Annotated in this window: 18 protein-coding genes; 12 read left to right on the forward strand and 6 right to left on the reverse strand. The window is 61.3% G+C overall.

The window, feature by feature from the left end:
* Positions 1-47: 47 nt before the first annotated feature.
* From ELX51_RS20055 to ELX51_RS12275, 4 genes are all read left to right on the forward strand, one after another.
* The gene (locus ELX51_RS20055; RefSeq protein WP_164854853.1) at positions 48-215 is read left to right on the forward strand and encodes a hypothetical protein; all 168 of its coding nucleotides are present in this window, start codon (positions 48-50) and stop codon (positions 213-215) included.
* A 47-nt stretch (positions 216-262) separates the two neighbouring features.
* Positions 263-421 (forward strand): DUF3309 family protein, encoded by a 159-nt coding sequence (locus ELX51_RS12265; RefSeq protein WP_127753789.1) that lies wholly within the window; start codon positions 263-265, stop codon positions 419-421.
* 201 nt (positions 422-622) lie between these two features.
* Positions 623-1000, forward strand: coding sequence for a DUF883 family protein (locus ELX51_RS12270; RefSeq protein WP_164854854.1), 378 nt, complete (start codon positions 623-625; stop codon positions 998-1000).
* A 4-nt stretch (positions 1001-1004) separates the two neighbouring features.
* On the forward strand, positions 1005-1445 hold the full coding sequence (locus ELX51_RS12275) for a hypothetical protein (protein WP_127753791.1): 441 nt from the start codon (positions 1005-1007) through the stop codon (positions 1443-1445).
* 31 nt (positions 1446-1476) lie between these two features.
* Here the strand turns inward: ELX51_RS12275 and ELX51_RS12280 are convergent, their stop codons facing one another.
* The 4 genes from ELX51_RS12280 to ELX51_RS12295 form a co-directional block, all read right to left on the reverse strand.
* A complete protein-coding gene (locus ELX51_RS12280; protein WP_164854855.1) occupies positions 1477-2925 on the reverse strand; it encodes an HWE histidine kinase domain-containing protein in 1449 nt (482 codons plus the stop codon).
* A gap of 174 nt (positions 2926-3099) precedes the next feature.
* On the reverse strand, positions 3100-4017 hold the full coding sequence (locus tag ELX51_RS12285; protein WP_127753793.1) for a diacylglycerol kinase family protein: 918 nt from the start codon (positions 4015-4017) through the stop codon (positions 3100-3102).
* Positions 4018-4028: 11 nt separating this feature from the next.
* Complete coding sequence (locus ELX51_RS12290) at positions 4029-5423, reverse strand: CHASE3 domain-containing protein (RefSeq protein ID WP_127753794.1); 1395 nt, start codon at positions 5421-5423, stop codon at positions 4029-4031.
* An 80-nt stretch (positions 5424-5503) separates the two neighbouring features.
* On the reverse strand, positions 5504-6196 hold the full coding sequence (locus ELX51_RS12295; protein ID WP_127755276.1) for a Crp/Fnr family transcriptional regulator: 693 nt from the start codon (positions 6194-6196) through the stop codon (positions 5504-5506).
* 189 nt (positions 6197-6385) lie between these two features.
* Between ELX51_RS12295 and ELX51_RS12300 the strand changes: the two genes are divergently transcribed.
* Positions 6386-6754 carry a hypothetical protein gene (locus tag ELX51_RS12300; protein WP_127753795.1) on the forward strand — a complete coding sequence of 123 codons (369 nt, stop codon included), beginning with the start codon at positions 6386-6388 and terminating at the stop codon, positions 6752-6754.
* Here ELX51_RS12300 and ELX51_RS12305 read toward each other — a convergent pair.
* On the reverse strand, positions 6751-7305 hold the full coding sequence (locus ELX51_RS12305) for an RNA polymerase sigma factor (protein ID WP_127755277.1): 555 nt from the start codon (positions 7303-7305) through the stop codon (positions 6751-6753). The genes ELX51_RS12300 and ELX51_RS12305 overlap by 4 nt on opposite strands.
* 4 nt (positions 7306-7309) lie before the next feature.
* Positions 7310-7510 (reverse strand): NepR family anti-sigma factor, encoded by a 201-nt coding sequence (locus tag ELX51_RS12310; RefSeq protein ID WP_348983115.1) that lies wholly within the window; start codon positions 7508-7510, stop codon positions 7310-7312.
* Between the two features lie 165 nt (positions 7511-7675).
* Between ELX51_RS12310 and ELX51_RS12315 the strand changes: the two genes are divergently transcribed.
* The 7 genes from ELX51_RS12315 to ELX51_RS12345 all read left to right on the forward strand — a co-directional run bounded on the left by ELX51_RS12315 (position 7676) and on the right by ELX51_RS12345 (position 13159).
* Entirely contained in the window at positions 7676-8470 is a 795-nt protein-coding gene (locus tag ELX51_RS12315) for a response regulator (RefSeq protein ID WP_127753797.1), read from the forward strand.
* Between the two features lie 114 nt (positions 8471-8584).
* Positions 8585-8749 (forward strand): DUF1328 family protein, encoded by a 165-nt coding sequence (locus tag ELX51_RS12320; protein WP_127753798.1) that lies wholly within the window; start codon positions 8585-8587, stop codon positions 8747-8749.
* 92 nt (positions 8750-8841) lie between these two features.
* The gene (locus ELX51_RS12325) at positions 8842-9819 is read left to right on the forward strand and encodes a PAS domain-containing sensor histidine kinase (RefSeq protein WP_127753799.1); all 978 of its coding nucleotides are present in this window, start codon (positions 8842-8844) and stop codon (positions 9817-9819) included.
* A gap of 141 nt (positions 9820-9960) precedes the next feature.
* A complete protein-coding gene (locus tag ELX51_RS12330) occupies positions 9961-10755 on the forward strand; it encodes an amino acid ABC transporter ATP-binding protein (RefSeq protein WP_127753800.1) in 795 nt (264 codons plus the stop codon).
* A 29-nt stretch (positions 10756-10784) separates the two neighbouring features.
* A complete protein-coding gene (locus ELX51_RS12335) occupies positions 10785-11537 on the forward strand; it encodes a transporter substrate-binding domain-containing protein (protein WP_127753801.1) in 753 nt (250 codons plus the stop codon).
* Between the two features lie 75 nt (positions 11538-11612).
* A complete protein-coding gene (locus ELX51_RS12340) occupies positions 11613-12425 on the forward strand; it encodes an ABC transporter permease subunit (RefSeq protein WP_127753802.1) in 813 nt (270 codons plus the stop codon).
* Positions 12425-13159: an ABC transporter permease subunit gene (locus ELX51_RS12345; RefSeq protein WP_127753803.1), complete on the forward strand. Its 735-nt coding sequence runs from the start codon at positions 12425-12427 to the stop codon at positions 13157-13159. The genes ELX51_RS12340 and ELX51_RS12345 overlap by 1 nt, the downstream gene beginning before the upstream one ends.
* The last annotated feature ends 3 nt before the right edge of the window (positions 13160-13162 follow it).

The following is a 13162-nucleotide window of genomic DNA, read 5'->3' on the forward strand; positions in this document are numbered from 1 at the left end:
TGCCGGTCGATCCTGTTGGAAAACCTGGCTTTCACATGGAGGGCATCGTGAACAATTCTGTCCGCAACTTGAGCGAGCATGCACGCCACAGGGCACCGGCATGGTCACTCGAGGGCTATGATGGGGAGACTCACTATTCCGACGTGCTTAAAGCTTTGTCGCCTGCGTTCTTTATCTTGACCGTCGCTGCCGCTTTGATGCTCGCCATTCTTTAGCGGCCAGCGGCGATCGGAACTTTAGCGTCACTTAAAGGAGAGTTCCCATGACGTTAGGCACTATTCTCATCATCATCCTCATCTTGTTGCTGATCGGCGCGCTGCCCAATTGGGGCTATTCGCGCGGCTTTGGCTACTTCCCCTCCGGCATCCTCGGCGTGATCCTCGTGATCGTTCTGATCCTGGTGCTGATGGGACGGGTCTAACCCTCCCAGCTCAACCAATATGGCGCAGCCAATTAAATTGGCCTCTGCTCAAGCAGGACGCGCCTTGCGAGCCGGGAAGCCCCCTCCCGCGCTTGCCCTGTCACCCCGATGCCTTGTCGCGTCGGGGTGTCTTTCCCATTTCAGCGGGCCGCACACCGGATCAACCCGCAATCGTCAACTCCAGAGAAGGACCGCCTCATCATGGCCAACACTACCAGCACTGATCTTCCCCCGGGCGTCCGCAAAGTCGGCGCGGCCTCAGCAGCAGAAGACGCAATCCCCGCGGCCTCCAAGGAGCAACAGCTCGAGCAGCAGGTCAGCCAGCTCCAGAACGATATTCGCGATATTGCCGCAACATTGGCCCAGCTGACCGGAGAAAAGGTCACCGAAGCGCGCGGCATCGCCGAAACCGAGATGCACCGCCTCAAGCGCCACGGCCAGAACGCTCTGGACGAAGTGCAGGATCAGGCCGGGGCGCTTGAGGAAAGCCTCAAGCAGACCATCCGTGAAAAGCCCTTCACCGCCGTGGCAAGCGCCTTGGGTGTAGGCTTCATCCTGGCGCTGCTGAGCCGGCACTAACAGCATGAACATGCTCGTGCCGCTTGCGGCCCTGCTCGGCATCGAGCTTGAGGCAATAACCGGTCGTGTCCGGCAGGCCATTATTGCTTACGCGATAATGGGCCTTTTCGGGCTGATCGCTTTCGGCTTCCTGCTGATCGCGGGTTATCTGGCCCTGGCCGATTGGCTGGGCGCCGTGCCCGCAGCCTTGATCTGCGCCGGGGTAGCGATCGTGCTGGCTTTCGCCACCTTCATCGTGATCCAGGTTAGCGCCGCCCGCCGCGAGCGCGAACAGGCGGAAAAGCGGCGGGCTGCCGAGGCCAGCGCCTTTGTCACCACCGCGACGGTGACGGCCTTGCCTGCCTTGTGGAGGTCCTCGGCCCTACGCAACATCGCCCTGCCGGCGGCAGCCGCTGCCGCAACCTTCCTGTTCAGCCGCCGGCGCGGCAAGCGCACCGACGAATAAGCACCAAGCGCGACGCTCCTGGCGTCGCGCTTCAGACTTCCTCGGGCAGCGGCATCCAGATGCTGGCTTCCACGCCAGCCGGGTTGAACTTGAGATCGACCTTGCTGTCGAGCACCTTGGCAAGGCTCCGTTCGATCAGTCGGGCCCCCAGGCCATATTCTGTGGGCTTGCTGACTTTGGGGCCGCCCCGCTCACGCCAGTTCAGCGACAAGCCGCGCACCGGCGTATCGGTGATCTCCCAAACAATGTCGACAACCCCGTTCTCGCTCGCCCAGGCGCCATAGCGATGGGTATTGGTGGTTAGCTCATGCAGGATCAGCCCCAGACCCAGGGCATGGTCGGCCGGCAACATGATGTTCTCACCCTCGACCTTGGCCCGGTCCGGCTCCTCCAGAAAATGTGGACCGAACTGCGAGCCGATCACCTCATACATGGTCACGCCCGACCAATCACGATTGGCGAGCAGCACATGGGCATCCGAGATGGTTTTCAGCCGGCCCGAAAATGCCTCGATGAAACTTTGCGGATCCGGGTTCTGCCGGATGGTCTGGCGCGCTACCGATTGGATCATCGCCAGCGTATTCTTGACCCGGTGATTGAGCTCACGCAGCAGCAGCCTGGTATTGTCGGCACTGAGCTTGTTTTCCGAGATGTCGGTGCTCGCACCCATCAGCACCAAGGGCCGCCCATCGGCGTCGCGCTGGTAAACCCGACCGCGCATCGCCAGCCAGCGCGTCGCATCCGCTGAGCGCGCTTCGACATTGAAGTCAGCGCCTTCCTCGAGGCTACCCTTGATCTCCTCGCGCAAGCGCTCCTGATCATTGGCATGAAGAGCGTCCAACACCTGCTGCGCATCGATTGCCTCGTTATCGGGCAATCCATACATGCGCCGGAATGTATCGTTGCAGGTGATCTCCCCGCTCGGCACATCCCAAACCCAGCTGCCCACCTTGCCGGCTTCCAGCGTCAAGGCGTGGCGCCATTCCTCCCGGATCAATGCTGCAGCCGTGCGCGCCCGCACCCGCGCCTCATCCTTGAGCGACAAAAGGCTGGAGACCACGCCCGCCAGATCGACCAGTTGCGCGAGTTGATCGGGGTCAACCTCGGAGCGTGGCTGGGTGTCTAGGACGCAAAGCGAACCCAGGCGCTGCCCCCGCACCACCACCGGCGCGCCAGCGTAAAAGCGCACCTTGGGCGAACCCACAACGAAGCGATTATTCTCGAAACGCGGATCGACCGCGGTGTCGAGCACGACGAGCGGCTCGGATCCTGGCTCGGCTATCGTATAGGCGCAAAAGGAGGCCTCCACCTCGCTGCCTTGCAGGTCATTCACGCCAAAACAGGAGCGAAACCATTGCCGCTCAGCGTCAAGAAGCGGCAGGAGCGCGAACTTGGCTCCAAACACTCTGGCAGCAATGCGGGTGAGGCGATCGAAATCGGCGTCGGGTTCGCCATACAGCAACTCAAGGCTTTCGAGCACTGCAAGTCGTTCAGGCTCTTCGAGAACTTGCCGAACGTGAGAAGGAAGAGAGCGTTGATTATCTGCCAATGTTTGTCCCGTTACCGGTTGCGGCAAATGGTGCAACGACAAGGCCGCCCATCCATCAACCCAACCAAACGACCAGGGTGGTATTTGGTTGCCAATATTCTGCAATCATTCGGGAACCTGCATCGCCGGCTGCGGCAGCAGCACCGGCAGGCCGCCGGGATGAACCCGCAGTTTTACCAGTTTATCCAGCCGGATCAACTCGCCATCGATCACAGCATGGGCACCGCGCTTGCGCTTGGGAAAATGCAGCACCGCTTCCTCGACCAGGGTTGAGGTAACCAGCGGACTTGATTGCCAGGTGCCGCGAAAAACATCGACTACCAGCTTGAGCAGGGCCCAGCTCGACATGGGTTCGGCGACATAAACGGCCAACAGGCCGGCATCCAATTGATCCGGATGCGGCAGCGGGCCGGAGCCGATGGGATTGTTGGAAACGACAATGCCCGACGCGCGCCGCCGCTGGCTGCCGGTGGGCGTATGCAGATCCACTTCGAAGTTGGGGGGCCGCACCACCGTCGCGGCCACGGCCCGGAGACTGGCGAAAATCTTGCCCAGCCGGCTCCGGTAAACCATGTCTTCGCGAATGCGCACCAGCCTGGCATGGACGCCCACATTGAACTGGTAGACAAAGGCGCGATCATTGGCGCTGCAAACATCGACCTGCCCGATAGTGCCCGCGGCAAGTGCCTCAAGCGCTTCATGCAGGTCCTGCGGCACTTTGAGAGACCGGGCAAACAAGTTCATGGTTCCAGCGGGAAGTACCGCCAGTGGCACCTTGGTGGCAAAGGCCACCCCCGCCGCTGCAGAAACCGTGCCGTCCCCACCAGCGGCCATAATGACGTCGACCCCCGGCGTTTCCGCCACGCGCCAAAGCTCACCCTGGACAGCTTTGCCACCAACCACCCGGCACTCGAGGGAATGACCGTGCTCCGCAAAAATCGAGATTGCCTCAGTGCTGAAGGCATCAAGGTCCATGGTGCGCAGCGTACCGCCATCCCGGTTCAGCACGGCAATGATGCGCATCCCCAGCCCTCTCAGCTGTGTGTCGGGTTTTCGGCAGAGTCTATCGTCGGCAGCGGCACCGAGATCTTCATACCGCCTTCTTCGCGCCGCTCGTAAACCGGCACGCCGCCAAACTGTGCGGCCAGTTGCTTGACGATAACACTGCCGAGCCCACCCTCGCCCATGTCTTGATCCGGCGCAATGCCCACCCCGTCATCAGCCACCGCGAGCGTGGGCACGCCATCCTCCGAGCGCCGCAGCCGCACCGAGATTGTGCCACCCTGCCCGTCCGGAAAAGCATGCTTGAGGGCATTGGTGACCAGTTCGCCGACCAGGATGCCGATCGTGGTGGCATCCCTCGCTCCAATTACGAAGGGCTCCACATCCCCTTCGATATGGACCACCCCTGCATTGGCGGCAGTCAGCTTGAGATCATCAAGCACCGCTTCCATGAACTCATCGGCCCGGGCGGTTTCCAGATCGTCGCCCAAGCGCAGCCGCCGATGCGCCGACGCAATGGCGTGCACCCGGGAACGAGCCGACTCCAGCGCTCGTTGCACCTCGGGCGATTTCGAGCGCAGCATCTGCAGCCCCAGCATGGACGACACCGTCGCTAGGGAATTGCCGATGCGGTGATTGGTGTCCTGCAGCAGCGCTTCCACGCGTTGCCGTTCATGTTCGGCATGGGCGCGCGCTTCCTCCAGCGCCTGGGTGCGTTCGCGCACATGCCCTTCGAGCACCTCGTTCTGGGATTGCAGCGCCGACTGCCCATGGGCCAGCGACACGACCATGCGCTGGGAGCGGCTAAACAGCGAATAAGCCAGGATCGCCGCTGCCGCCAAGGCGGTAATCACCGCACCCACCAGCCAGCGCCGCGACGTATCGATGGCACGGTTACGCTCGCCCAGCCGCTGGTTTTCCTCGCGGATAAACTGCTCGAGCGACTCGCGAACCGAATCCATCAGCCGTGCCCCCATGCCGGTTTGCGTGAGCGCTTGCGCCTGATCGGCCCGCATGGTCCGCACCAGTTGCACATTGCGTTCCATTTCAGCGGTGCGCATCGCGATCTCGGAGGCGATTAGCGCCATCCGCTCGGCCTGGTTCGGGCGATCCTTGGTCAGCGCAGCCAGCGAGAGCATTCGGGTTTGAATTGCAGCACTCGCCCGGCGATAAGGATCAACGAAGCTTTCATCGCCCGTGAGCAGATAGCCGCGCTGGCTGCTTTCCGCTTCAGCCAGGGCGTTGGTGAGCTCACGTGCCTGGTTGCGCACCTCATAGGTGTCGATCACGTCGCGCAGTTGCCGATCAATGCCCTGCATCATCACGAGGGCAGCCGCCGCGGCCAACAAGACCAGAGCCAGCGAGGCAAACACGGCCAGCCTTTGTATTGATCCGCGCGACGATACGACCGTTCCGGTCTGACTCAACCTGCCCTCACTTCAACATGCGCTTGGCGCGGCCCCGGCACGCTCTTGGGTAATGGGGGTGGCGGTTTTGAGGCCGATCCTCAGATAAACGGCCGATTCAACTCCACTGTCCCGTCCCAATCAGCCAATGCCATCAGCCCATCGGGGTCCAGCACGTCGCACGCCCGGTCGAGCCATCGAATCAGCATGCGGTCGGCCAGCCGGCGTAGCGTCTTGTTGGTATGCACGATGGACAAGCCCAGCGTATCGGCAACATGGCTTTGCGTTATCGGGATATGCAGCGTGCGCGACGGCGCAAGGCCCACCGAAGCCGCGCGATGATAAAGGAACGCAATAAGATAGGCCGCCCGCTCCGTGGCACTGCGCCGGCCTACGCTGAGCAGGTGCTCATCGAGCATCCGCTCTTCGCGTGCCGCAAGCCAGGTGACGTCAAAGCCCAGCCCCGGATGATTGCGGAACACCTCGTCCAGCCGATTGCGCTGGAACACGCAGAGCACCATCGGCGACAGCGCTTCTACGGAATGCTGCATTTCCCCCAGCACGGAGCCCTGCAGCCCCACCAGGTCCCCCGGCAGCACATAGTTGAGGATTTGCCGCCGCCCGTCCGGCAGGGACTTGTAGCGGAATGCCCAGCCCGACAGCACCGTATAAAGGTGCGCGTTGTTGACGCCTTCCGACAACACGGTGGTGCCGGTCTCGGCGATCAGCTCGCCCGTCTTGAAGGTGGAAATGAATTGCAGCTCGCCAGGGGAGAATTCGCGAAAGCGCGGCATCGCCCGCAATGGGCATTGCTGACAAGGCACCCGTCGACCGGAACTGGGCAGAACGAGACTCAAACAACACCGCGAAAAGCAAAGGGGCCCCTTGGCGGGCTAGCTAAGGGTCGGCCCCCTCACATGTCAAACTTTAATGACAGGATTCGCGCCGGGAGCCATTAGAGTGGCTCACATTATCGGATCGCCATGCTCACCGGCCAAACTGTTCTCGTTGTCGAAGAAGAACTGCTCATCGCGCTGGACATCCAGCGTGTGCTGGAAGCTTTTAATGTTGGTCAAACAACCCTGGCGCATTCCGTCGATGAAGCCCTCGCGCTCCAGGACCAGTGGAGTTCATGCGCCTTGGCAATTGTGGATCTCAAGCGCGCCTCCCCCGATGAACTGGCGCTGTGCGAGGGGTTGCGCGGGGCCGGAGTCCCCTTGGTGTTCACCACAGCCGACTACATCACTGCTCGCGGCGTTCCTGGCATGAAGGATGTCTCGGTGGTGCTCAAGCCCGTCCCCGAGCAGAAATTGACGAGCGCCATTACAGGGGCGCTCGCCGGTCGTTCCTAGAACGAGTGGTTGGACGTGGTTACCTGTGTTGAAACCGCGTCGGGACCGAAATCGGCTTCGCCACTGATCTTGAGGATGTCCTGCAGGCGCGTGCGCGCACGGCTGACCCGGCTCTTCATGGTCCCGACGGCGCAATCGCAGATTTCTGCGGCTTCCTCATAGGAAAAGCCTGAAGCACCGATCAGGATCACCGCTTCGCGCTGGTCATCGGGCAATTGTGCCAGAGCCTTCTTGAAGTCCTGCAGGTCCATGGAGCCATATTGCGAGGGATGGACGGACAGGCGCTCGGTGAAGGCGCCATCGCTGTCCTGAACCTCACGGCCGCGCTTGCGCATCTGGCTGTAGAACTCATTGCGCAGGATGGTGAACAACCAGGCCTTGATATTGGTGCCCATCTCAAAGCTGGATTGCTTCGCCCAGGCCTTCATGACGGTATCTTGCACCAGGTCGTCGGCCTTGTCGTGCTTGCCCGTCAGCGATACGGCGAATGCACGCAGGCTCGGCAAGGTCGACAGCATCTCTCGCTTGAAAGAAGGAGCCTCAACTTCCATGCCGTTACTCTCCGCCATGTTGAGGATTCTTGCGTGATTGTGCCTGCTCAGCGCTGTCGAGTTTCTCAAGAAGATCGAGCAGTTGCTCGGGTACGCCCTCGTCTTGAACCGCGCCATAGAGCGCGCGCAGACGCGAGCCGATGTCCGAATTCGGACCCAAGCCGTCCTCCGCCCGCCCCTGCATACGCATACGTTGCTGGGACACAAAATTATCCTTTATCATGCCTATAAAACTGATCCGATTTGCCCACTAGGTCGGTAGAATGCACCGTCCTCAAAAAAGTTCCAAGCCATTGGAACTTTCATTTCACCGGTTCGTTTATTCGGATCGTGGCCACCACAAGCTTCAAGCGTCATTTGGGAGTTGTTAATGACTTTGTCCACGCGGATCGCTCCGCACTTGCCGTATCTGCGGCGGTTTTCCCGTGCAACCACGGGTTCTCAAACCTCGGGCGACGCCTATGTTGCCGCCACCCTGGAAGCTCTGATCGCGGACATCTCATTGTTCCCTGAAGCGTCAAACGACCGGATTGCGCTTTATAAGCTCTTCTCTGCCCTGTTCTCGTCTTCGGCCGTCAAGGTTCCCGAGCCTGCCTCCACCTTCGCCTGGGAGCAGCGCGCTGCCAGCAACCTCGCCAACCTTGCCCCTCGCCCCCGCCAGGCCTTCCTGCTCGTGGCTGTCGAAGGCTTCACCCATCCGCAAGCGGCGGAAATTCTGTCCGTCTCGGACGCCGAATTCGCCGCGCTCCTCGACGAAGCTTCGGTCGAAATCTCCCGCCAGGTTGCCACCGAGATCATGATCATCGAGGATGAGCCGCTGATCGCGATGGACATCGAGCAGTTGGTGGAAAGCCTTGGCCATAAAGTGGTCAGCGTTGCCCGCACCCACAAGGAAGCGGTCAATCTCTTCAACCAGACCAATCCCCGCATGATCCTGGCCGATATTCAGCTCGCCGATGGCAGCTCGGGTATCGACGCGGTCAATGACATTCTCAACACCCATTCGGTCCCCGTGATTTTCATCACTGCCTTCCCCGAGCGGCTGCTGACGGGCGAGCGTCCCGAACCAACTTTCCTCGTGACCAAGCCCTTCAACCCCGACATGGTCAAAGCCCTTATCAGCCAGGCTTTGTTCTTTGACGAAGGTTCGCGCGCTGCAGCCTGAGGGTACTGCAAACCATTGATCGGGCCGGGTTTTCCCGGCCCTTTTTTGTGCCTTGCAGGAACCGCGCTATCGGCCACCCGTTACCATTGCATTGGCAGGTCCGGGAGCAAACCCATGCTGTATTACGCGCTTGTCTTCCTTGTCATTGCGGCGTTGGCCTTCATAATCGGCTTCGGCGGGTTCGCTGGCGCGATGGCCGGGGCCGCGCAACTTCTGTTCTTTTTGTTCCTGGCGCTGGTCGCCAGTTCTGTCGTCGTCGGCCTTATGCGGCGTGTCTGAAGCATCCTAGGCGATCCTTGCAAGCCAAAGGCGTACGCTGTTTCAGCGCCTTTGGCTTGCGAGGCAGCCGCAAATAGTGAGCAGTTAACGCCATGCCGAGCACCTCTACCGAGCCCCCCGAAGCTCTGCGGCTGCGCGCCTTGTCTGCCGGACTGGCGGGGCAAGGGATCACCATCTTGCACCACAACTCTCAGGGCCGTTTCGATCTGGCCGAAAATCTTCCCTCCGCTTGGGCCAACTGCCCGATCATTGGCAGCACCGAACGGGAGCTATTGCCCGAATCCGTCGCGTCAAGCTTTGCCGAGGCCGTTGCCGATTGCCGCGCCACCGGCCAAGTGCAAACCAACACCTTCGAGCTGCCCGACGGCTCCCGCCGCCGACAGTTCGAGGGTCGGTTCCTGCCCGACAGCGATGGGGTTATCATCGTCCTCAATGATATCACCGACGAGCGCAGCCGCGAGGCGGCCATCGCGGCGCTGCTGCGTGAAGTCAGTCACCGCTCCAAGAACCTCCTTGCGATCGTGCAAAGCGTCGCGATGCAGACCGCCCACCACAGCGGGGGCATCAAGGACTTCCTCGACAAGTTCCGCGGCCGCCTGCACGCCCTTTCCAGCACGCAGGACCTTGTGACCGAAAGCAATTGGCAGGGCACGCACTTCCAGTCGCTTGTGACCTCGCAGCTCACCCGGGTGAGTTCGGGCATGCTCAAGGAGATGCGCCTGACCGGAGACAATCCCCTACTCGGGCCCAACGCTGCCCTGCATATCGGTCTCGCCATCCATGAACTTGCCGCTAATGCCGTCTTTCACGGTGCGCTTTCGGATGGCCAGATGGGGCATGTCTGGATCGACGCGCAGGTAAGCCAGGAGGACGAGCAGCCCCCATCCCTCCTCATTGAGTGGCAGGAAACGGGCATCGACACCGAAAAAACCCGCCAGGCGCCCCGCTTCGGCACCATGGTGCTCGAGCGCATCGTGCCGCTTTCTGTCGGGGGCACCGCCAGCTTCACCATCGACGAGGACCGGCTGAGCTACCGACTGCGCGTCCCGGCCGACCAGTTCGGCGCTTGAACGCAGTCATGCAGCCGCAAACACGCGTTTTCCCTTGCTTATTGCCGTAGATTTGCATTTCTTGATTGCGAATTGAGGAGCGAGCCTCAAAAACGAGCACATGACCAGAGCGGCTGCCGGCCGCCACGGACCAAGGTAAGTATGACGCAAACTCAGCCCGCTGGGGCTCGATCCCCGGTGGTGCAACTCCAGGACCTGCATAAATCCTTCGGCGCACTAGAAGTGCTCAAGGGCATTTCCTTTGCCGCTTATGAAGGCGAGGTCATCTCGCTGATCGGCTCGTCTGGTTCGGGCAAGTCGACGCTGCTGCGCTGCATCAACATGCTCGAAGTGCCCGAGCGCGGCACTGTTTGCATCGACGGCGAACCCATTGCCCTGCGCGGCGAGGGCTCGCATCGCCGCATCGCCAATGAAGAGCAGATCCGCCGCATCCGCTCGGAGCTCGGCATGGTGTTCCAGTCCTTCAATCTCTGGGCGCATATGACGATCCTCCAGAACGTCATGGAAGCGCCGCTCGTGGTGCAAAAACGAGGCCGCGCCGAAGTGGAGCGTGAAGCTCTCGCCATGCTGGATAAAGTAGGCATCGCCGACAAGGCCATGAGCTACCCGGCCCAGCTTTCGGGCGGCCAGCAGCAGCGCGCCGCCATCGCCCGCGCCCTCTGCATCAATCCGCGTGTCATGTTGTTTGATGAACCGACCTCGGCACTCGACCCTGAATTGCAGGTAGAGGTTCTGCGCGTCATCAAGGTCTTGGCTGATGAAGGCCGCACCATGATCCTTGTGACCCATGACATGGAATTTGCCCGCTCGGTCTCGGACCGCGTTATCTTCCTGCATCAGGGCTGCATCGAGGAAGAAGGCACGCCCGAGGAGGTCTTCAACTTCACCAAGTCCGCTCGGCTCAGGCAATTCTTCAACGCTGCCCAGCACAGCTAGGCAGCACATCAGCGAAAACGGAGACGACAATGAAAAAATTACTGCTGGCGGCGCTCGCGACCCTGTCGCTGTCCGGAGCCGTTCAAGCCCAGGAAACCCTGCGCATCGCCACCGAGGGTGCTTATGCCCCTTGGAACTACCTCGATGACTCCGGCGCTCCTGCTGGCTATGAGATCGAGTTGGGCAACGCCATCTGCGAACAGGCGGGCCTCACCTGCGAATGGGTTATCAATGATTGGGACTCCATCATCCCCAACCTGCTTGCCGGTAACTACGACCTGATCATGGCGGGCATGTCGATCACCGATGAGCGCCGAGAGTCGATCGGCTTCACCGACAACTACTTCCCGCCCGATCCGTCGCGCTTCGCTGCCCCTGCCGGCGCTGATCTGGATTTCGCCAACCTCAGCGGCGTGCGCATCGGCGTTCAGGGCGGCACCATCCAGGCCGCTTACGCCGAGCAGAACATGGCTGAAGGCAATACCATCCTGTCCTTCACCACCGCCGATCAGGCGATGGCCGATTTGGCTGGTGGCAATCTCGACGTCATCTTTGCCGATGGCGCCTATCTCGAGCCAGTCGTGAATGCCTCGGGCGGCGGGATCGAGTTCGTTGGCGAAGATGTCCTCATCGGCGAGGGCATCGGCGGTGGCATCCGCAAGGAAGATACCGAACTCAAGGCAACGCTTGATGGCGCCCTTGCGGCTCTCAAGGCCGACGGCACCGTTGACGAGCTGATCGCCAAATGGTTCGAAGGCCGCGGTCCCTACTTCGCCCAATAAACCATTGCTCCGGGGCAGGCACCCTGCCCCGGCCTCTCGCCAAGTCTCCTCCTCTTGCCCGGTCAGCCCTTATCTATGAGCGAAGACATCGCCTTCTGGCTGGCCTATCTGACCAATGGCAAGCACCTCACCTGGTATGCGAGCTTCCAGTTCACGATCTTTGCCGCCCTGGCCGGCGGCACTCTCGCCGTGATCTTTGGATTGCTCGGGGCCACATTCCGCAATTCGCGCTTCCTGCCACTGCGGCTTGTCGGTGGTTTTTACGCCAACATCGTGCGCGGCGTTCCCGATGTGCTGTTCTTCCTGTTCTTCCCGCTCGCCTTCGAGCAGGGCGTGGAATGGCTCTGGTCCACTCGCGCCTGTTCGCCCGAAGCCATTGCCGCCCAGGCCGCAGCCTGGCCGCCCTGCCCTGCGGCCAACTGGCTCCTGGGGACGCCCGAATATCTCGTCCTCGCTTCCGTCTCACTCGGGCTTGTTTACGGCGCATTCGCCAGCACGGTGATCCACGGCGCCCTGCGCTCTGTGCCCAAGGGCCAGCTCGAAGCCGCTGAGGCCTTCGGCTTTTCGGCCCGCCAGGTACTCTGGCGCTTCCAGATCCGCCAGATGTGGGTTTATGCCCTGCCCGGCCTTTCCAATGTCTGGATGCTGATCATCAAGGCGACATCCCTGCTGTCCTTGCTACAGATCGCCGACATCGTCCTGTGGGCGGATCGGCTCGGCGCCCCCAATTTCCTGCCCACCGTCGGGCTGGTGCATGACGATTGGCGATGGCGCTATTACCTCGTTCTCTTCGTCTTCTATATCCTCGTGACCTTCCTGTCCGAAAAGGCCTTTGCCGCCATTACCCGGCGCGTCGGCCGCGGCATCATCAGCGAAGGTCACAGCTGATGGAGCGCTTTTTCGCTGAACTGGCGCTGTTCCTGCCGGCCGTCTGGTTCAACATCTATTTTGCCGCCGCCTCCATCCCCATCGGCTTTGGCATGGCGATCCTGCTGGCGCTGGGGAAGAACTCGCGCAATGCGCTGCTGTCCCGCCTTTGCCGCGGCTATATCTACGCCTTCCGCGGCTCCCCGCTCTTTATCCAGTTCTTCATGTTCTATTCGCTGGCGCTGTCGCTCAATATCAGCGTGTGGAAGCCATGGGGCATTTCCTGGCTGGTGCTCCACCCCCTCTTCATCGGCCCGGTGGTGCTGACCCTCAACACCGCCGCGTATACGGCCGAAATCTTCTATGGTGCCCTGCGCGCCGTGCCGCGCGGCGCGGTTGAGGCCGCCCGCGCTTTTGGCATGAGCCGCTGGCAACAGTTTCGCTCCGTCGTCTGGCCCAGCCTCATCCGCCTGGCCTGGCCGGCCTATACCAACGAGGTCGTCTTCCTCTTTCACGCCACGGCCATCGTGTATTTTGCGCTGCCGGTGATCGGCCAGCAAAAAGACCTGATGATCACCGCCAAGGAGCTGTTCGAGCGCGACTACAACGTCTTCCTCCACTTCTCGGTGGCGGCGCTGTACTTCCTCGCGGTCTCTCTCATGGTCTTTTTCGTGTTCGACCTCGTTTACCGTCGGCTGATGCGGCACATGCCCAACCAGCCCAAGCTGCGCTTTGCCCCCAAATGGATGCGCTGACCC

The sequence above is a fragment of the Devosia sp. 1566 genome, from assembly GCF_004005995.1.
Taxonomy (GTDB): Bacteria; Pseudomonadota; Alphaproteobacteria; order Rhizobiales; family Devosiaceae; genus Devosia.